Genomic DNA, 18,381 nt, shown 5'->3' with positions numbered 1-18,381 from the left:
TTACCTCACACACGGATGGCATCATCACTGTCCGTGTGATCTTATTAGTTAAAAGTATGGATTAAACGTATTAGTTAAAAGACATTAGTCGGAAGGTTACGTAGGCCTGTCATATGAAACCGACCGTAGTTTACAGCCCCTCTTCTCAAAACCAAGAAACAGACCAAAGGCTGCATTGGTGTCTGTTGTACCACTGAAGTGTACTCCGATGAACTCGCCTTCAAGAACATCGCCATTAATGTACGCTGTTTTTCGATTGAACGAAGTGTTTGACTGATAAAACTGATTACCTGCGCTGAGTCGACGAACGGTTCCAACCGACTTCAACCCAGATACAAATTGATCGTAGCGTTCGCCCTCTTCCTCAACCAGCTCGACAATGTTTTCAAACGTCATATCAGACGTCGCTTGGGTTACTTCAGCTATGCAGCCATCAGCATAGACGACCCCGCTAACAAGACCACATATAAGACAGACACTTACCATGGAAAGATACTTCATACTTCCTCTCTAAATATTAAAAAAAAGGGGTAATAGGAACGATCGCACCTTTAGCGAGGGAGCTTGTGTTTTAAAGAGGTGTTCCTGATAGTTGAACACTAGGACATCCCTGTTTCTAGTGGTGTGTTTTCCTGTTATTTTGAGGCTAAATCAACCTCTGAAAACGCCCATTTTGGCTTCACTGCTCACGGTATTTTGTACGTGTTTAACCTTGGTTAAACATTTTTGCCCATCGCCATTAAAACAGGCATATTTCCTTTTGAACTGCTCATTGTAAAAGGTCTTGCCAGCTCGATATCTACAAAACCATTTTCTACCAACGCGTGTTTGACTCGTTCCTCTGACAATCCCATACCAGAGGACTCATCATTAGACAGCCAATCCCATTGCACAAACACGCCATTTCTTTTTAAGAGGGATTTGAGAACACTTAATGTTTCTTCATAGTTGGGTAAAAAGCTACAAACAGACGAGGCTACAATTAAATCAAACTCACAGTCTAACTCAGGGGAGTTTTGAACAAGCTCTGTTGATAGATAGTCTGAGATAGACAACACGTTATTCAGCGCCTTGTTATTCAAATGCTTTATCATTTCTGAAGACGGATCTATCGCTACAACGCTTTTAACGTAAGGGCTCATTAGCCGAGTCAGCGCACCGGTCCCACAACCAAAATCCAGCACTGTAAGTCCGTTTATATCGATGTTTTCTAATAGTACCGAAAATGCATTTTTTGCATACGCTTCAACCACCGGATCTACATCCCAGTTTTCAGCATATTCATCCCACTCGTTATTCAAAATCATCTCCCGCAGTTCATCGGCCATCGAACTATTTAAACAAAAGATCAGAGCCTAAATCGGCGCTTTGTTAGGCTCATAAAAGCACTCAATACATCGTCAATTTATCGTTCTTTACGTCGTATTGAGAAACGGATGCCGTAACAAATCCTACCGCGTCTTTACGTAAGGGGTCTACTTTTTTCATGATGCGACGCCCCTGTGTCTTTGCGGTGTGTTTTCGAGAGTTCTTACCCTTAAATAGAGCTAAGAAACTCTCTTTTGAACGTTTTTGCTCATTAATCTTTGCAGCTTTCAAAACGCGGTTGATTGGAAAACCTTATGACGCTTCGGTCTCCACACTGTGAGTCCGTGAGCAATAACTATTTAGATCTTTTCTATGTATTTCATAGGCGCCTTTTCTTTGAAGTGCGTCTAACACACTTACGAAGTACGCAGCGCGTTGTCTCTTAACTGAGCGTCTTGCTCTGCGTATTCCCGTTTTATAACCACTGTGTCGGCTATGAAATCATGAATTGCTCGCTTTCTTTTGTTGAGCAATAAAACAAAAAACTCACCCCAAACCCAGACATTAGAGCCAATAGTGACCAAACCAAACCATGATGGATATAGTGGGGTGATATATTCTACTCGCTCCATCCAGCCCGCAGAGAGATACTCCTCAGGAGTCGCGTGAGATATTGCAATAATTTGAGCCGTAACCATTAAGACTGCAAAACCAATATCTACAGAGGAACGAAGAATTGCTTTTCTTAAATTAATAGACGAGCCATCGAGGTTTGTGACTTTTATTTTTGATACCATTTTCCCAAGTGTGGCACCGTAGCGATAATGAAAATATACGCAATATGCCGAATAAAGCGCGCTTGATATGAACGCAACAATCATAGCCCCTGAAATTGAAATACTTTCCAGATAAAAGAAGATAATTACAACTGGGATTAATACGATAGTGTCTACAATTCCGGCACAAAATCGCTTCCAGAACCCTGCATAAGCATTAAATCCATTCTTTTCGATTGGTGAAAATTCCATTTTTACTCCTTTACTCAGAACGCAAGTTCAGGCTCTGCATTTTAGTTACGTTTATAAGAATGAAAGAGAGAGATTGACCTGAGTCCATATTTTCCATATCCCATGTTCTTGTTTGAAAATCATTAACATCTCTAATTCATTATTGTCAAACGCTGGGCCACTCACTTTCGAGGTTCTCTGTTTTATTTTTGCATAGGCATATTCGCTATCCTCACCTACAAACTGATAATTAAGAAGTTCGTATTTAAGATCATAGGTTGAAAATACCTGCTGGAGAGCTTGTTTAGTTGACAGATATGCAGGTGACTCTGAATGTAGATCATTCAGAGCTGCGGCAGCATCTTCAGACTGAGTATGCTTAAAGTTGGCAACAATCGCTGCGTTAATCTCTGAAGCTGTATCTGCATAAGTAGCGACAGAAAAAAGTATTAAAATCATTGAAATTGATAGTTTCATGTAACTTCCTTGTTGTATATTTGAAAATTAAGGGTTATACGACGGCGAAGCCTCTGTTATAACCCTTTGTCGAAATAGCACATTTTATTTAGGGGATTTGCTCATTTCACGATCTGACTTCCCTGTGTCTTTGCGGTGTGTTTTCGAGTACTTGTGCCTCTAGATTCAGCCTAGAACGGCTTAAAATGCTGAACGCCGATTAATCAGACCTTAGTCACTTGCGCTCCGGCTATTTGATGCAGCCTATCCCACATAGTGAACAGATGAATTACCGCAAAACGAGTAATAAGTAGTTGGGGGTTCTATAAGAACTGTGAATGAACTGCGAGGGGCGTCAGAAAAACTGATTTTCTGGAATTTTGATCTAGGCATTACGAACTTTCTCATCCTTGAGTTTATTGTTTGAGATTAACGAGTTATCGATTGAACGTCAATAAGGTTGTGAGTGGCCGACATAATAGACTACGCTTTAAAACAGCAGTCAGCGCCTGAAATCACAGTTTGACTATTGGTTCTGCCGTCATTGTAGCGGGCTCTGTTTGCAAAGTCTGAATGCTTGCTTTCGACTGTAAAACCTCTTTGTTACTTGTCAAAAGACCAAACCGAACTCTGAAGGTCTTACTCTGTTTGGCTTTAATAGTAGGGACTAAACCAAGTTCCCATTGATGCTTTCGGTTATACGCAAAGGAAGTTCCCGGTTCAATACCTACGACATACCCTTGTTCAACTGTATCAACATTCTTCCAAATAGTAAGAACGGGCAAAGTATCAGTATTAAAGCCCACCTCAATTGCTGCTGACTCGTTTCGATTTGCCATTAACGCATAGCCGAATCCATGCTTATCCGAGATAGGCTTTACATTGAATACCATTTCATCAAAGTTTTCGGTGGGAGCTGGCATCGTATCCCAATCGTTAAGTCCTATAGCCGCGTAGGTATTGAATGGCGATATCTCGTTGGCAGCAACATGCAGTTTGGCCCCCTCTTCAAGAATAGGAGCACCAAAATTATTATGGTAGATGGCTTGATAAGAATTATCATAGCTCGCTTTGTTCGTCAGTGTGTCTTCTATGTAGATATAAGGCTCATCTAATGAAAGTGTAATGGCGGTATTCACTGTAAAGTTTGTAGATTTAAAACGCTTTTCATCCACACAACCTCTTAGCGCTACGCGATAAGGCGGTATTTGCTCAACCTCTAAAACAACTTTGTCGGCAGGTGTATTTTGGATACGGCCATGTAACGTCAGAAACTCACCATTGTCTTCACCTGGGTGCCCGGCCCATTGATAGCCGCATCGAACCAACATTTCATTAAAGCCATCTAGCCAGCCTATTCCGCCAGAAGCCCCTTGATCAATGAAACTAGGATGTACTACTTCCTTGACCGGAGAATCCCAACCAAATCGAATGCCATTTCGAGTGGCATCTAGAATCGCCATCGCACGTGTGGGGACAATACGCAGTACTTTATCTCCAACTGTTAAGGTGATAAGTCGTGACCCCTGCTCTTTTCCTCCTGTCAGTACGCATTGTCTTAGCTCCACCTTCACATCCTCTGGCAACCCCATGTCTAATGCGGAAACCACACAATTACCAGCATCAATGCCATCAGAACTGTTTAGCAAGACTTTTGAATAAAGGTTAGCTGACGACATAGATAGACTCCCGAAAACAAGGTTCATAGTTAAAAACAGGCGGAATAAATAAAGCTGGGGGCGATTATAATAGAACGGTGGCCATTTACCTTAGTACAATTTGGAAAGCGATCTCGTGCGTTGTTTTCTGCGATGCTCTAAGCTCTTCCAAAAACGGTATCCTCCCGTACACAAACAGACACCCACTAGATAGAATAAGAAAACACTTTCCAGCTCTACAATCAAATCTATCGAGTTAAAACCAGTGGCTAAACTGCCTATTTTGGAAACTCACGGTAAACCGGAGATTATTCTCAGTTTTCACGCGAGAAGCGGCCTCATACCGATCACATTGTACGATCTTAGATCTGTTTAGGAATGATGGTAGATTATCAGGGAATTAAATTACGCGAGTAGCCTTGTGCGCCTTCGGTTTGGCCTAACCTTAACCTGATGGCGTTAATCGCTTTTCTTCAGGGCAAGAATAGTAGTAGTTCGATACATCATATTGGAAGTAACTGCGAGTAAACCTGCCTTGCTCTTGAACGCTAGCGGATTTATTTGGTATGGGCAAAAAGCCTTCGCCTTTTCTGCTTGCGTCACTGTCGTCGTCAGCGCAGAAAAGGTGAGAGGCATTGTGCTTTTGATAGAGTCGCTCTGATAAAGAAAAAACTAAATTTTTGAAATTATTAGATTAGTTGTATGGATGGCTTGTATTACGCCGTATTTACATGTCAGATGGAGACTCATAATTAAATTATATTGCTAAAGGTGTTGTACAACATCAGGCCAGCCATTATGACTAATGCCGCTCCAGACACTTTATTGATAGATTGAATGAATGTACTTTTTTTAGGTAGAAGGCTAGCTAATAAAATATAGGAATACGCCATTAATAATTCAGCCAGCATGGCTAGACTGCCTAACAATAAAAACTGCAAAAAGAAACTGTCTGTTTTATTAATAAAATTAGGGAAAATCGCCAAGAAAACCAATATGGCTTTTGGGTTAGATAAAGCTGTCCAAAACTCTTGTAAAAAGTGGCTTTTATTTGATACGTTATTCGATTCGTCGCCAGAGCTCACTGCACGGAAGATTTTCACTCCTAAAAAAACAATATAGAAACTGCCGATTACTTGCGCGACATTGAGTACATTATCATTAATACCTATCGTAAAAAACAATAAAAAAACAGAAACAGACATAAGTAAAAGATAAGAAGGAAATCGGCCTAGACAGCCTGTCATGCTATAAAATACACCTTCTTTAATAGTGTAATTAAAACACAATATATTATTTGGTCCAGGCAATGAGCTGAGAGCAATGCAATTTAAAAAAAATATCATTAATGAATCCATTCTATAATCTTCCTAAACGTTTTATAAATTAATTATTCGTTTCTACCGATTGTGGTGCTACTCGGCACCAAGAATCTTTTAGACCAAAAAATGACCCTGTTGCCACTGAGATATCAATGTGTTGAAAAAAAGCTAATAAGTTACTGAAAAACAATACAGCACAAGTTTTCGCTGGATACTCATAGGCTGACTTTGCTAGCAACAGCTTCCATCCTTTCATTCGATTTTCCCTAAATTAATTAAATTGCGCGGCCCTCAGAAAACAGGAGGGTCACAATACAGCAAACCCAATTTGGACAAAAAACCATTAGGTCAACGTTACGTTGGGTGTCCAGTAACGTTCTCTAAAAAATCCAGCCTCGAAAATCTTATTTTTTTTGAAGACAGGATGTGCGCTAAACCTTCAATACTTGTGTAGTGATAAAGAAATTCTGGAGCGGACATGAAATTACTCTACTTGAGGCTAACATTTTATTAATAGACACGCCCAACCGCACAAGTATGATTTTTATCCGACCTCTAACACTCTGATCTAAATAGGGTTTTAGCCTTTTATAAAAACCGTGCCATGTCGATAGGCATACGCATATATATTTATCGTGATGACACCTTATTTCAGCCATCCATTCACTATAACCTTGATACTAATACACTTTCAAAAAGCATGGTAGACGAAGCAAGAAAGTGAATTTCATTCACCTAGAAATTAGTGTGACATTTTTGAGATAAAGCAAAAATAGTTTGAAGCTCACCCAAACCATCGTTGCCGCTTAGAGTTTATTGATAGGAATGACGATTAAAGTGACACTCTCATTTTTCGACCACCGACTGGTTTCAGTCCATTCAGCTGGTAAAAAGAGAGTGTTTTGGCAAATTCGGGCAATGGTGGGGTGCATAACTCAATGCAAGACCAGCTATGTTGGACACCATGTTCTTTCACTTGATTTAACAACATCTCTCCTACGCCTAAGGAACGCTGAGTAGGAGAAACATAGAATTCTTGAATCAAGCCAATTTTACCACCACAGTACAAGGCATAGGTTTCTGTAAATGTTGCAACGGCAATAGGCGTGGTGTCAGAAAAGCCGAGAATGGCGGTGTAATGGCCGTCAGACATTAACTGTTGGCAGCGCTCAATGGTTTCTTTTGGGTTAATATCGAAGTGCTGAACATTGGTTCGTTCACCTATTTCATTCGTGAGTTCTAGCACCATTGAGCTAATCGATTCAGCATCCTCTACGGTGGCTTTTCTAAACGTGATATCCATAATTAACGATTACTCCCTTCCAACGGTTATGAAATTTACTTAGCTGAGGCCCAAGTTACATTACTCTCCTTAATACCAAGCCCCTTTTTGAATTTTACAGGAAATTCTAAACTGGGTTTCTTAGACCAACCACGTTCTAAATAGAGATTGTAGCCGTCGCCATTTCGTTCATAGCGAACGGCTGATAGCCAAATGCCATCCCAATCCCCTAAGAATTCTAGATCGTCGAGGTCTTTGGGGTATTCGCCGTTTCTGAGCTTATGAAGCTCAATAATGGAAACAGCAGATACGAAGTTCTGCGTTCCAAACTTTTCATCCGCTTCTGGGATGCCAAAGTCACAACCACTTAGCACCCCTATCAGAATAAGTGAGGCTATTATTTTCAGAGCTACTTTCATAGTTAATCTAAGAGTTAATTTCAGAATCAATGTAATCACATAATCGAGGTTGGAAACCGAACAAAAACGTGGGACGAGCACTAGACTTCAAACGCTAAGCGGCAAGAACTAGGCCTCTGAGAAATCCACGTCTTCCACAACGTTATTCTGAGAACGAACAACGACTGTACCTGCGAGCTTATCGTGCCAACCTTGTTTTTTGCTGTCCCATGCAATCCATATAACACCTAAAAACAAGGGTATAAATGCAATAAAGTACCCAACATATCGGATAATTGATTGTTGAATAGAAGGTGGATTTCCTGTTTTAGCGTCAACGACCTTTAGTTTCATGACCATTTTCCCTGGTGTTGCTGACTTATAAACCCAAAATAGTATCGTCGCGGAAATGGGGACAACATAACTAATCAATAAATCAGGAACACCCAAAACGATTTCTTTAGAGTCAAAATACGAAGCGCCGTATATTGAGTATAGGAGCGGCATCGTAATAAACATCATCAAAATTGAATCAATCAGTGTCGCGACCATTCTTATCCAAAAGCCTGAATAGTTATATGAATCGTCTAAGTTTTCCATTTCAGTGCTGCTCATAATTTTTCCTTTTTTGTTAATTTAACGATATTGATTCTTTGTACTGTCCAGAAACACCTTCTGTATATTAAGAAGAGCATTTTAGGTAAGCTCGTCGAACATCTTCAATGCATGACGAGTAAAGGTGATATCAGGAGTCGATGAAGCTTTCTCTTTCTAGCGTTACGAAGGTCCAGACGTCGTTTTCGTGCATTAGGAAACGCCCTTCCGCTTTTAGATCTGCTCGTGTTTCGTCTTTTACGAAGCCGAGTTTGTGGAGGATTTTGCCCGATGGGGCATTGGCGATTTTGAGATAATGGGAGTTGAGTGCTTTAAAGCCGAATAGGTTAAATGCGTTCTCGGCTATCAGTCGGGCGGCTTGGGTGCCAAGCCCTTTGCCCCAGTAGTCGATGCCTAACCAGTAAGACAGTTCTGCCTCACGTTTGACCCAGTCTATTTTTTTTAGGATACAACATCCGCACACATTTTCGCCTTCTAAAAGCACGAAGTGCATTTCGGCGCTGGGTACAGCTAGGCTGCTCTCCAGCCAAGCCGTAACGTCGTTTTCATTGCAATTTTCCGGCACGCCGCTGGTGTCAGATATGCGCGTATCTGAGGCGATCTTCACCAGCGCTTGAATGTGCTTAGTTTGAATCAGTTCTAACTTCATTGTTGTCTCACTTTCAGATTAACCGTTGTCTTCCGGACAACGGTACTACGCAATCTTAGGAGGATTCTTACTAATGGCTTTTGGGCTTTTTTCCCAGCGTACTTTTATCTCAAATTGCTGTCGGTCATCTTCTTCTGAAGCGGTGACTTTTAAACGGAGCAACCCTTGTGGATGTAAGAGCAGCTCTCCGTCTTTGTCATCGCTGAACTCCAATTTGCCTTTGCCCATTCCTTTGGAAATGGCTTTCAGCACATCTTGGATGTCACTCGCGTCGAGTAATGCTTCATGTTTAAATTCAGTTTTTGATTTCATAGTCCATCACGCGTAAATATTATGAAGTTCATTCGGTCGCAAGACTTTAGCCGTTGGATAATCACAGCTGATGCCAACCACACCTTTTTTCTTGTCGATTAATGTCGCACCAATTCCGTATCCTTGCAAGCCTTCTTGTTGACGGGAATGCTCGTCGAGCGTTACGTCCCCTTCAATGTGAACCAGACCTTTTTTGATCGTGATTCGCTGGCCTTCGTTACGGTTTACGTGTCCTTGAACAACGACTTTTATGCCCGCTTTATGGATCGCGGTGACGCCACGTTCGGTCAACGGCAAATCAGCATCGCGATATTTTGTACGGAAGGTGTTGGCGATTGAGCTGTAGTAAAAACCAAATAAGTCGCGGCGCTGTAGGTTCTTATGGAACGCTTTGTTCGCGTATTTTGTGCCATTTTTAAGTAACACTTCGCCCATTATGTCATCAAGTCCAGCATGCAAAAATAAGAAAGAGCCACGTTTAGCAACCAGTTCCATTTTACGGAAGAACCAGTTGAACTCACCTTTTTTATGCAAAAACAGCTTCTGACAGACAAGCGATGCCGCATAGACTTGTCGAAGGCTTAAGCCTGCGTCACGACAATGTTGTTCGAAGCTGTGGGATTTTGATTCCATCTTACGGACTTCACGGTCAATGCCTTCTGCGGTCAAAAATCCAGCGGCATGAAACGGAAACTCTTTAAACCACTCGTCGCCCGGAAACAGCTTTTGACGGCATGCGTCTTCGTCTGGGATTTTTTTGTCCCACTTCTTGCCGTCAAGGTATTGGTCGAACACTTCTCGAAACAGGGGCACCACTTTTTTACCCATACGGACAAACAAGTGCTGATTACCCACATCTTTCTTGCGTGCAATGGCCAACAGCCCCATTAATAGGCGTAAATCATGATTACCAGCTAATAAGGTGACGTTTGCTTTCAAGCGATACAGGTGTTTTACGCTTCGCAATAAATCGAGATTGCTTGGGCCTTTATCAAGGCAATCACCACCGATGACGATCTCTGTTTTTTTGCCCACTTTGGTTAAAGTGTACTTGCAAAGACCGTCTTTTTTAGATTTTCGCTCAACAAGGCCTGCACCGATCAGAGACGCTTCGAAAGCAGTTGCATCGGCATGCGGGTCGGAAATAAAGACAACTGGTTTTTTGGGCCAGTACACTTTCTTTTTCCAATGCTTGTTATTTGGCGCGTCGTGCGGTTCTCGTACCGCTGCGTTACATGAGCTTTTATCGTGAGGCCAAGGCGTCCACTCTGTTGGAAGACGAGCAATGATTTCTTTGTGTTGTGGGCGTTTAGACACCTTAGGTAGAGGATTTCGCATTATAAACCTATTTATTCAGAGTGGGCTGGATCAATCTGGCACTTCTTGGATCTGACGCTTTTTCCAATCCCCGAAAAGTTTGGTCGAATGCTTATCTTTAACAAATTCAAAAACCACAGGATGCCCATAGTACATACTTAGTCGCTTAATATCGCAAAAGTTTATGACATTAAGATGAAATGCAGCGTGTCGAATTGAGGCGCCGTGTCCCACAAACAATTTTATTAATTGGGGATCATTCATTTTTTCGTCGTCATGAACATGGTTTTGCCATTGAGCAATATGATCCGCGACGCGCTGCCCTGCTTCGATCAATGATTCTGCACCGTCGAACGGCAGCTTGTAGTAGCTGTCCGATTTCCAGTTTTCTGGCGGGACACCGAACCTTGGATCTAACGCCAGTAAGCGCTCGATTTCAGCTATTGGCAGATTCGCTACGGCTCCAACACTGCGCTCACACAGTTCAGGATACCCAGTTAACACTGGTTCAGACACAAAGAAGTCGTTTAACTCTTCGATGTAAATACTGGCCGTTTGCCAAGCTCGTAACAAGCTAGACGAATCCACAACAGGGTTTAGCTTATTTCCCGATTCTTTGAGCCATTCGCCAAACAAGCGTGCCTGATGGCGTACTTCTTTTTCCCCCTCCTCCGTAAGGGGAAACGGCTGTAGCGCACTCGGCACATTTTTTAGTTGCTCGTATGCACCGTGTCGAATCAGTGCACAACGAGTCTGCTGGCGTTGTTTCATACTTTATTTATACGCTCTTTCGGTTTGTCTTTACAGCGCGTTGATCAGTTCAAAAGCTCGATCAAAATCAATATTTCCCGTCAAACGATAGACGTTCACATGACTCAATGCGTCGCAGTATTTTTCGGTAGAATCCATAACATCTAGATCTGCAAACTTGCCATTCTCATCTTGATAGAACGGCCCTGGGCGTTTGCGTAGACCTTCGATTTGTTCTGGCTCTTTTTGCAAATCAACCGCTTTAAGCTGTGTCGGCTCGTCGGAGTTTAGAGACCAGTCTAGCATAACCAAGTTTTTAAACTCACCCTTCAAAGCAACGCGGCCTTTGCCGTATTCGTCTTCGATTTGAACATCGTATTTCTCTTCTAATGTCCAAAGTTCAGATTGTGGCAGCTCAAGCAGCTCTTTCTGACGCGCTTCAGGTAAGATATGACGTAAGCGATCTGAATGTAATAAGGTTCCGGGATTAACTCGTGGAAGCTTTGCCAAGCCGATGGTTTGGGTCTCTGTTTGAGTGCTTTCGGTTTGAATTGATTCGTCGCTCTCAACAGCGTCTCGTTTCACAAACAGTAGGCGGTCGTTCGTCAAAAAAGCATTTAATTCGTCTTCGAGACAACGCAACATTGTGGTCGATTTACCGCCGCCAGAGCCGGCTGCGATCGCCGTTACGCTCGCTACACCGCTTTCATCAACACGAGAAAACGCGGCAGCGTGTCCAAGCATAAAGCCTTGACGAAGGTGGTGATTCAAGAATTGGTTGTTGATGAAGTTCACCATTTGCGCGAGGTTTTCGGCGCACTGGCCAACCGCTACAGGGCGCTCTTTACGTTGTAAAAAGCACATACCCGTTTTGAATTTTTTGATCCAACGTCCACCTTCGACATCAAGGTAGCCTTCTTTTTTGCCCGTTTTACCGACTTCACGAGGCACTTCTAACCAGTCTAAATCGTCGCCTGTATTAGCTTGTTCGACAAAGTAAACCTCGATGGTTTGAGTTTCGATCGCTTCTTGTGTTTCTGGTGAAACGTAGCTTTTATAGTATTGTGTTAATTCAGACAACAACGCCTCGTTGTTGCTAAACAATTTAACGCCCAAATCACCAAACGTTAAAGACGCGCTGAACTCACAAAGATTACGTTTTTCATTTAGCTGTTCGTCTGTGAACAAGACGTTGTTTGATTGCGTAGATTCGTCCATTTTACTTTGTGTCATCGTCATTATTTAGCAACCTCTTTTAGTACGTAATCTGCATAGGCTGCCGCTGCATCTATATTGCAGCCTTCTAAAGCGCCTTTGAACCCACCAAAGGCAGATACTTCAAAGACAACGGGGCCTTGATTGGTCAAGGCGATGTCTACCGTTGTAAAACTCAAATCAAAGCACCCTTGAGCTTGACGGCCTAGCTCGATCAGCTCAGGTGTAGGCTCGAACAATTCGTATTTGCCACCACTGTTGATCGTGGTGTTCCAAGAGTCTTTATTACCCACACGCGCATACGTACACAAATACTCGCCACCAAGGAAGACCATTCCTAGATCACGCCCGTCTAATTCAACGGTTTGCTGAATGTAAAAAATCGAGTTCGCTTGTCGATACGCTTTCAGCGTTTCCTTAACTTTTTCATCGGAATCGTCGGCCGTTAGGATTTCCATTCCTCGCGCTTTCGTCGAATATAACGGTTTCAAAATAGCGGAACCAAACTCACGAACGCTCGTAAACGCTTGTTCTTCACTTTCCGTGATGCGTGTTTTAGGCATAGGAACGTTTCCAGCTTGTAGCGCCAGTGTTCCACTTAATCGATTAATGAGCTTGCCCATGCTGCGTGCAGGGCTGAAGATTTTGATGCCAAGATTTTCCATGTGAGACAACATATGAATGCGGTCTTCAGTGGCTGGTGAATACACTTCACTGATCTTTTTAACAATAAGTCCATCCAATTGCGAAAGATCCACGCCTCGGTAAATAAGCTGATTAGTATCCAGACGAAGTTCAACTTCCTTCATGTCGATGACTAAGCTGTATCCCGTACGCTCTTTTAAACGTTCCGCTAGTACTTCTGTTGACCATTTACCTGGAGTACCGATGACTCCGATTTTGGGCTTATTCAATATAAAGCTCCTTAAGTGGAATTTTAAACTTAGATTCGTTTTCTTGTGGCAATGCCGCCAATTTTTCCAATAAATATCGAGATCTTAAATGCATTTTAGACGACAATTTTTTGTCGAAAATAAACCGTGTTGAGGTTGCAAAAGATCGTGCGAGCCCCGCCGCTAAACGAAGCTCAAATGTTGTATCGTTGTGACGTTTTGCAAACCGTTTACCGAATTGATAAATCTCTTTAGCGCTTTCCATCATGAGCTTGCGAGTCGATCCGCTCAGCACCTGCAACCGATAAATGGACACCATTAAAACAGAGATATCTTGCACGTAGTCAAAGTAGTCGGAACGGTGTAAATCAATAAAATAGATTCGATCTTCGGAATCGTCGTATATCAAATTATCAACGTTGAAATCACCATGAATCAGCACTGAAAATGGCGCTCTCCATGTCGACTCTTTCTTAGCTACAATCTGGGTTAGATCATCAAAAGCCAAACGTCGAAGCCCACAGATATGCTGCTCGGGCGCAAAGAAATCTGGGTGTACTTTTTTGCTGTCTTCGACCCGTTTTTCCAGTTGTTGCATGAATTTCGCGTAAGATTGCTCTGGGGTATAGGTTTCTTTCCAAGAGCTATTGAGCGTTTTAAACAGCGCCTTCAAAGCAGCCTTGACGCCACTTTTACGTTCTTCTAACAATAACGCTTCGAACGTGCTTCCTTGAATGTGTTCAATCAGTAAGGCTGAATTTTCACCGTCGGCTTTTGCCTGCGCCAACACATTAGGAGCAAGCCTTGGATCAACTTTTCGCCACTGTTTTACACCTTGAATTTCTTCTTCGATCTTGGTGTGATCGCCTTCTTTGTATACCGCGAGGATGTCTTTACCATTCTCATTTTTATGAGAAATCGCCGCAATGGCGCTGCCAGAACGCGTCAAGGCTAGGCGTCTCACTTTCAAATCGTTGAGATCATAATTTAGCGATGAAGCGGTATCTCTCAGGTGATCAAAGTTTTGTAATGTGGCCACTTGCCCCAGATCCGCCTTGATTAAAGCCTCACCGACTAATGCAAGTTGTTTAATCAAACGCTTTAGTCCGTAATTACACAGGACGGCGGCTCTTAGCTGATCGTCCGTGAGCGATTGTTTGGCTGAAAGTGTTCTCGATTGAATATCGTCGTATATGTCTAATAAACGTCGCGTGCGTCGTGCTAATTTGATCCCTGTACGGCGTTGAGACGTATTCATTCCAAGCTTTACAAGATTAATTGAGCGGTCTATTCGACGTATAAGCTTTCGACACAGATCATTAACAGGGTGTTGGTAAGGCTCATCTAAAGTGCCTTCCTGAACACATTCTATGCAATGTGAAGAGATCCCTTGCAAAGCGTTCGCTAAAGCACGAGTGGCTGTAACCTGATTGTAGAATGCCGTACCCGGTTTGCGCCGCTTGATCATGAGTGCGCATTCGCGTTCTATTTTCTCGCGAAGCGTTTGAACATAACCGCGCCTTGCACGAATACGAGGTAAAAGCTCAACAGAATGAGTTTTAAAAAAAAGTTCAACAAAATGGCAGTGCTTTTCTACTTCATTCAGGAGAAAATAGATATTCTCTTGTACTGCCGAAGAGGGTGGCGGTGTTGGCATGTTTTCCTTACCGTTATAAATTGCCGACTACTATACTGAATTCACAGAGTCCAATTGTTAAGTTTCCGTGACAATACTCAATATAAGCTTTTAGGGATCATATAAACATGAATCTGAATCAAGACAGCCAATCAATAATTTTAAACGTTATTCGAGATGCTGCCCGTGACATCATCATGCCGCATTTCAGACACTTGGATGCCGATCAAATTGCAAGTAAATCCTCCCAACTTGATCTGGTAACCGTCGCAGATCAAGCATGTGAACGCTATATTACTGAAAAGATAGCAGAAAAATTTCCAAATTGGACTATTGTGGGCGAAGAAGCGGTCGCAGAAAGCCCTGAACTGCTAAAAAACATCGAGACCGCCGACACTTGCATGATAATAGACCCCATTGACGGCACTTGGAATTTTGCAAATGGATTATCGGATTTTGGTGTGATTATCGCGGTCGTTGTTAAAGGTGTAACGGTCTTTGGACTGCTATACGATCCGGTTCATGATGATTACGTTTATGCAAACAAAGGTGAAGGCGCGTTTTTAGTTCGTCCAAACAGTGATCCGATCAAACTGTCTATTGAACCGGAATTGGATCTTAAGAAAATGCTGGGGATACTGTCTTTCTATTCTTACGGTCCTGAGATGAATCGCCATCTGGCGGTTAAGTCTACTGCCTTTGCTCGTATTCACAGCCTACCCTCTTGCCACGCCTATCGACAATTAGCGATAGGCCATTTTAATTTCGGGCTCTACTTAAAAATGAACCCGTGGGATCATGCCGCAGGTGTGTTGATCCTTCAAGAAGCTGGTGGATATTGCCAACTTCTAAATGGCTCCGATTATTCCGCTACGATGGAGAACGGTAAACTGCTTGTCGCTCAATCAGAAGAGCAATGGCACAAACTGGCGGATTGGTTCGAAATCGAGCCCTGATACAAATAGCGAAGAGCTAGAAAATAAAGTGCGAGTTGGACTTTTGACGTTTTAAGAGAAAATAGCTGCGCAGTCTATAGACTTAAAATGCCGCAGTATTTTCTCTTATTTCGCTTTTTTTATGGCTCTATACACACTCGTGCAGAAGCGCTATCTGGCATTTGAATACAGCGCCTTGTTTTCAATCCCAAACGCGTTGATCACTTTTCCTCTGATATCGAGATCCATTCGACTAAACTCAGGCTCACGAACCGCCTTACTCACTAAGTATCCCTGCCCTGTGTCGCAGCAATAGCCTTCTAACATTTGCATCTGTTCTGGCGTCTCGATGCCTTCTGCTATTACTTCGATATTCAGCTTATGCGCCATCGCAATGATCGCTTCAACAATCATGCGATCGTTTTGATCGTGTTCGATGTCTTTCACAAAACTGCGATCAATTTTAAGGATGTCGACCGGTAAATTCTTTAACTGACTCAAAGAAGAAAAGCCTGTTCCAAAATCATCAATCGCAATACGCACTCCCAGCGCTTTAATCGCACAGAGAACTTTCACGGCTTGATTTAAATCTTCAACCAACACGGTCTCAGTAATTTCTAGGCCAATAAGATCACCGGGCACTTGGTACAGGTAGATCATCTTTTTCACGAAATCGAGCAAATGAGGGTCATTCACGTGGATAGGTGACACGTTAATATGCAAGCACATCGGCGGCATACCTTGCGCCATTCTTTTCGCCTGATATTGAAAGGTTTTTTCAATAACATAATTACCCAACGCAACGATTAACCCAGTTTCTTCTGCGGTAGAAATAAAGCTGTCTGGAAACAAAAGTCCGCGTCTAGGGTGATTCCAGCGAATAAGCACTTCAGCACTGACAATACTCTTACTGGCTAAATCAAATTGAGGTTGGTAATACAGCTCTATTTGTGAATTTTGAATGCCGCGTTCTAATGTTATCCGACCTTGGTTTAACTCTACTGTGCATAAGCGCATACCTTCCGTGAATACTTCGTAACGATTCCTTCCTTTGCGTTTTGCTTGATACAGAGCCATGTCTGCGTTTTGCATTAGACTGAGTACCTTTGAACCGTGTTGAGGGATATACGCAATACCAAGAGAAGTGCTTAGCCTAAACTCTCTTTGACGTATTTTTAACGTATATTGGACGGAATCCAATATGGTATCGGCCATTTTTAGGATGCTTTGTTCGTCTTTGGCGCTTTCTAACAGAATGCCAAACTCATCCCCGCCCAATCGGATCACTTTGCCCGTGTCGCCCACGACATTTTTTAACCTTGCAGCCACTTGCGTAAGCACTTCATCGCCAATATCGTGACCGATCGAGTCATTGATCGACTTAAAATTATCAAGATCAAAATAGATGAACGCACCCAGTTTCTTATGCTTAATGATATGCTGTATTAACGAAGGCACCCGTTCATTGAGATACCGGCGATTAGGAAGCCCAGTTAGAGGGTCGCCGTGTGCCAGCTCCTGAAGCTCTTTGGTTTTATTTATTACTTGTTCTTTGAGTCGACGCGGTTGTAGCAATATAGAGTACAGCGCGATGGAAAATCCTAACGCGACTAAAAATGAAATCAATGCTCCGTTGACTGAACGACCGTAAATAGCCTGTTGAGCACTCAGTGACAATGTTAATGTCCAAGTTGTAGATGGCAGCTTAATTTGAGACGTTGCAACAACATCATGCTCAAGATCCGCTTTTGAACGATAGATCTCTAATGGCTCATGCGTATCGCTGTGTTCGCGAGTTAGCCTAAAGCTATACCCTTCACTCTCCAGCTGATCAAAACCAGAATCTTTTAACAGTGTGTCTAACCTTACCAGCGCTGTCGAAAAACCCCAAAATGATTCCTCACCGTGCTCATCTTCCATAAAAATGGGATAGCGCCCGATAACGGCAACACCACCCTGACGCAACGGTACAGGACCCACAGTTATCATATTTTTGGTTTTGATCGAGTGGGTAGCCGCTTCACGATACTTCGGATCTTTCATAACATTAATGCCTAACGCTATACGGCTCGTCTCCAATGGGTAAACCTGCGTTATCACTCCGTTAGGCGCGAGATTCAAACTGGCGACGCCTTCTATTGAGCGGCTGATGTTTCGCGCATAATCTTCAAAATCCGGTAACGTGCCTCCCGCTCGCTTCACCTCGTGGGCCAACACACGAACAGAGGTAAAGGAATATGAGATTCGTCTTTCAATATTTGATGCTTTTGAACGTGAGATTCCTGAAAGAAGCAATCGCTGACTGCTTAAAAAATTATCGTTTGATAACTTGGTGATATATAAACCAGCAGCCAGTATAGAAAAAAAGACGGTGAAGGCGATGATCAACTCTCTTACATTTTTAGGCAATTGTTCGACCATATTTCTCTTTCCAACTATAAGCAAAATTTTTCACTCGAGTGTACTTAACGACTGGCGAATCGCCTATCCCCTCCTGAACGAGCATTGATCCACGTCAGTGTTATAGCATGGTGTTATCCGCCTTATGTGGGTTGTCTATTCAACTAACGTCTTAACATCACGGTTATTGAAGGCTCATGAACAAGTTAGAAAAAGTAGAAACACGAA

General features: G+C 42.6%; 19 protein-coding genes. 1 reads left to right on the top strand and 18 read right to left on the bottom strand.

The window, feature by feature from the left end; translation table 11 throughout:
- Nucleotides 1-96: 96 nt before the first annotated feature.
- From DFP79_RS06815 to DFP79_RS06735, 17 genes are all read right to left on the bottom strand, one after another.
- Nucleotides 97-501, bottom strand: coding sequence for a hypothetical protein (locus tag DFP79_RS06815; RefSeq protein WP_243730218.1), 405 nt, complete (start codon nt 499-501; stop codon nt 97-99).
- 215 nt (nt 502-716) lie between these two features.
- Complete coding sequence (locus DFP79_RS06810; protein ID WP_243730217.1) at nt 717-1,307, bottom strand: class I SAM-dependent DNA methyltransferase; 591 nt, start codon at nt 1,305-1,307, stop codon at nt 717-719.
- Between the two features lie 417 nt (nt 1,308-1,724).
- Nucleotides 1,725-2,336, bottom strand: coding sequence for an RDD family protein (locus DFP79_RS06805; RefSeq protein ID WP_133503179.1), 612 nt, complete (start codon nt 2,334-2,336; stop codon nt 1,725-1,727).
- Nucleotides 2,337-2,387: 51 nt separating this feature from the next.
- Nucleotides 2,388-2,792, bottom strand: a complete 405-nt coding sequence (locus DFP79_RS06800) for a hypothetical protein (protein WP_133503178.1) — start codon at nt 2,790-2,792, stop codon at nt 2,388-2,390.
- Nucleotides 2,793-3,286: 494 nt separating this feature from the next.
- Entirely contained in the window at nt 3,287-4,450 is a 1,164-nt protein-coding gene (locus DFP79_RS06795; RefSeq protein ID WP_133503177.1) for an aldose 1-epimerase family protein, read from the bottom strand.
- Between the two features lie 731 nt (nt 4,451-5,181).
- The gene (locus DFP79_RS06790) at nt 5,182-5,775 is read right to left on the bottom strand and encodes a LysE family translocator (RefSeq protein WP_243730225.1); all 594 of its coding nucleotides are present in this window, start codon (nt 5,773-5,775) and stop codon (nt 5,182-5,184) included.
- A gap of 40 nt (nt 5,776-5,815) precedes the next feature.
- Complete coding sequence (locus tag DFP79_RS06785; protein WP_133503175.1) at nt 5,816-6,007, bottom strand: hypothetical protein; 192 nt, start codon at nt 6,005-6,007, stop codon at nt 5,816-5,818.
- A 576-nt stretch (nt 6,008-6,583) separates the two neighbouring features.
- The gene (locus DFP79_RS06780; protein ID WP_133503174.1) at nt 6,584-7,054 is read right to left on the bottom strand and encodes a GNAT family N-acetyltransferase; all 471 of its coding nucleotides are present in this window, start codon (nt 7,052-7,054) and stop codon (nt 6,584-6,586) included.
- 35 nt (nt 7,055-7,089) lie between these two features.
- Entirely contained in the window at nt 7,090-7,452 is a 363-nt protein-coding gene (locus DFP79_RS06775; RefSeq protein WP_208111401.1) for a hypothetical protein, read from the bottom strand.
- Between the two features lie 108 nt (nt 7,453-7,560).
- Complete coding sequence (locus tag DFP79_RS06770) at nt 7,561-8,046, bottom strand: RDD family protein (protein ID WP_133503173.1); 486 nt, start codon at nt 8,044-8,046, stop codon at nt 7,561-7,563.
- 130 nt (nt 8,047-8,176) lie between these two features.
- Entirely contained in the window at nt 8,177-8,695 is a 519-nt protein-coding gene (locus tag DFP79_RS06765) for a GNAT family N-acetyltransferase (protein ID WP_133503172.1), read from the bottom strand.
- Between the two features lie 45 nt (nt 8,696-8,740).
- Nucleotides 8,741-9,007, bottom strand: a complete 267-nt coding sequence (locus tag DFP79_RS06760; RefSeq protein ID WP_133503171.1) for an amphi-Trp domain-containing protein — start codon at nt 9,005-9,007, stop codon at nt 8,741-8,743.
- 6 nt (nt 9,008-9,013) lie between these two features.
- Nucleotides 9,014-10,345: a metallophosphoesterase gene (locus tag DFP79_RS06755; RefSeq protein ID WP_133503170.1), complete on the bottom strand. Its 1,332-nt coding sequence runs from the start codon at nt 10,343-10,345 to the stop codon at nt 9,014-9,016.
- Nucleotides 10,346-10,375: 30 nt separating this feature from the next.
- Nucleotides 10,376-11,095 carry a histidine phosphatase family protein gene (locus DFP79_RS06750; protein ID WP_133503169.1) on the bottom strand — a complete coding sequence of 240 codons (720 nt, stop codon included), beginning with the start codon at nt 11,093-11,095 and terminating at the stop codon, nt 10,376-10,378.
- Between the two features lie 30 nt (nt 11,096-11,125).
- Entirely contained in the window at nt 11,126-12,313 is a 1,188-nt protein-coding gene (locus tag DFP79_RS06745) for an HprK-related kinase B (protein WP_133503168.1), read from the bottom strand.
- A complete protein-coding gene (locus tag DFP79_RS06740; protein ID WP_133503167.1) occupies nt 12,313-13,203 on the bottom strand; it encodes a GAK system ATP-grasp enzyme in 891 nt (296 codons plus the stop codon). The genes DFP79_RS06745 and DFP79_RS06740 overlap by 1 nt, the downstream gene beginning before the upstream one ends.
- Nucleotides 13,196-14,839: a phosphotransferase gene (locus DFP79_RS06735; RefSeq protein ID WP_133503166.1), complete on the bottom strand. Its 1,644-nt coding sequence runs from the start codon at nt 14,837-14,839 to the stop codon at nt 13,196-13,198. Before DFP79_RS06735 ends, DFP79_RS06740 begins: the two co-directional genes overlap by 8 nt.
- A gap of 107 nt (nt 14,840-14,946) precedes the next feature.
- Between DFP79_RS06735 and DFP79_RS06730 the strand changes: the two genes are divergently transcribed.
- A complete protein-coding gene (locus tag DFP79_RS06730) occupies nt 14,947-15,774 on the top strand; it encodes an inositol monophosphatase family protein (RefSeq protein WP_133503165.1) in 828 nt (275 codons plus the stop codon).
- 150 nt (nt 15,775-15,924) lie between these two features.
- Here the strand turns inward: DFP79_RS06730 and DFP79_RS06725 are convergent, their stop codons facing one another.
- Nucleotides 15,925-18,174, bottom strand: a complete 2,250-nt coding sequence (locus DFP79_RS06725; protein WP_133503164.1) for a bifunctional diguanylate cyclase/phosphodiesterase — start codon at nt 18,172-18,174, stop codon at nt 15,925-15,927.
- Nucleotides 18,175-18,381: the final 207 nt, after the last annotated feature.

It is taken from the genome of Marinomonas balearica, assembly GCF_004362145.1.
Classification (GTDB): domain Bacteria; phylum Pseudomonadota; class Gammaproteobacteria; order Pseudomonadales; family Marinomonadaceae; genus Marinomonas; species Marinomonas balearica.
Note: the sequence above shows the minus strand (reverse complement) of the source record. Positions and strands in the feature narration are given on the sequence as shown.

What these genes read in the sequence shown, in the direction of transcription:
- DFP79_RS06815 (WP_243730218.1), bottom strand. Translation starts at nt 501, where the DNA reads ATGAAGTATCTTTCCATGGTAAGTGTCTGTCTTATATGTGGTCTTGTT.
- DFP79_RS06810 (WP_243730217.1), bottom strand. Translation starts at nt 1,307, where the DNA reads ATGATTTTGAATAACGAGTGGGATGAATATGCTGAAAACTGGGATGTA.
- DFP79_RS06805 (WP_133503179.1), bottom strand. Translation starts at nt 2,336, where the DNA reads ATGGAATTTTCACCAATCGAAAAGAATGGATTTAATGCTTATGCAGGG.
- DFP79_RS06800 (WP_133503178.1), bottom strand. Translation starts at nt 2,792, where the DNA reads ATGAAACTATCAATTTCAATGATTTTAATACTTTTTTCTGTCGCTACT.
- DFP79_RS06795 (WP_133503177.1), bottom strand. Translation starts at nt 4,450, where the DNA reads ATGTCGTCAGCTAACCTTTATTCAAAAGTCTTGCTAAACAGTTCTGAT.
- DFP79_RS06790 (WP_243730225.1), bottom strand. Translation starts at nt 5,775, where the DNA reads ATGATATTTTTTTTAAATTGCATTGCTCTCAGCTCATTGCCTGGACCA.
- DFP79_RS06785 (WP_133503175.1), bottom strand. Translation starts at nt 6,007, where the DNA reads ATGAAAGGATGGAAGCTGTTGCTAGCAAAGTCAGCCTATGAGTATCCA.
- DFP79_RS06780 (WP_133503174.1), bottom strand. Translation starts at nt 7,054, where the DNA reads ATGGATATCACGTTTAGAAAAGCCACCGTAGAGGATGCTGAATCGATT.
- DFP79_RS06775 (WP_208111401.1), bottom strand. Translation starts at nt 7,452, where the DNA reads ATGAAAGTAGCTCTGAAAATAATAGCCTCACTTATTCTGATAGGGGTG.
- DFP79_RS06770 (WP_133503173.1), bottom strand. Translation starts at nt 8,046, where the DNA reads ATGAGCAGCACTGAAATGGAAAACTTAGACGATTCATATAACTATTCA.
- DFP79_RS06765 (WP_133503172.1), bottom strand. Translation starts at nt 8,695, where the DNA reads ATGAAGTTAGAACTGATTCAAACTAAGCACATTCAAGCGCTGGTGAAG.
- DFP79_RS06760 (WP_133503171.1), bottom strand. Translation starts at nt 9,007, where the DNA reads ATGAAATCAAAAACTGAATTTAAACATGAAGCATTACTCGACGCGAGT.
- DFP79_RS06755 (WP_133503170.1), bottom strand. Translation starts at nt 10,345, where the DNA reads ATGCGAAATCCTCTACCTAAGGTGTCTAAACGCCCACAACACAAAGAA.
- DFP79_RS06750 (WP_133503169.1), bottom strand. Translation starts at nt 11,095, where the DNA reads ATGAAACAACGCCAGCAGACTCGTTGTGCACTGATTCGACACGGTGCA.
- DFP79_RS06745 (WP_133503168.1), bottom strand. Translation starts at nt 12,313, where the DNA reads ATGACGATGACACAAAGTAAAATGGACGAATCTACGCAATCAAACAAC.
- DFP79_RS06735 (WP_133503166.1), bottom strand. Translation starts at nt 14,839, where the DNA reads ATGCCAACACCGCCACCCTCTTCGGCAGTACAAGAGAATATCTATTTT.
- DFP79_RS06730 (WP_133503165.1), top strand. Translation starts at nt 14,947, where the DNA reads ATGAATCTGAATCAAGACAGCCAATCAATAATTTTAAACGTTATTCGA.
- DFP79_RS06725 (WP_133503164.1), bottom strand. Translation starts at nt 18,174, where the DNA reads ATGGTCGAACAATTGCCTAAAAATGTAAGAGAGTTGATCATCGCCTTC.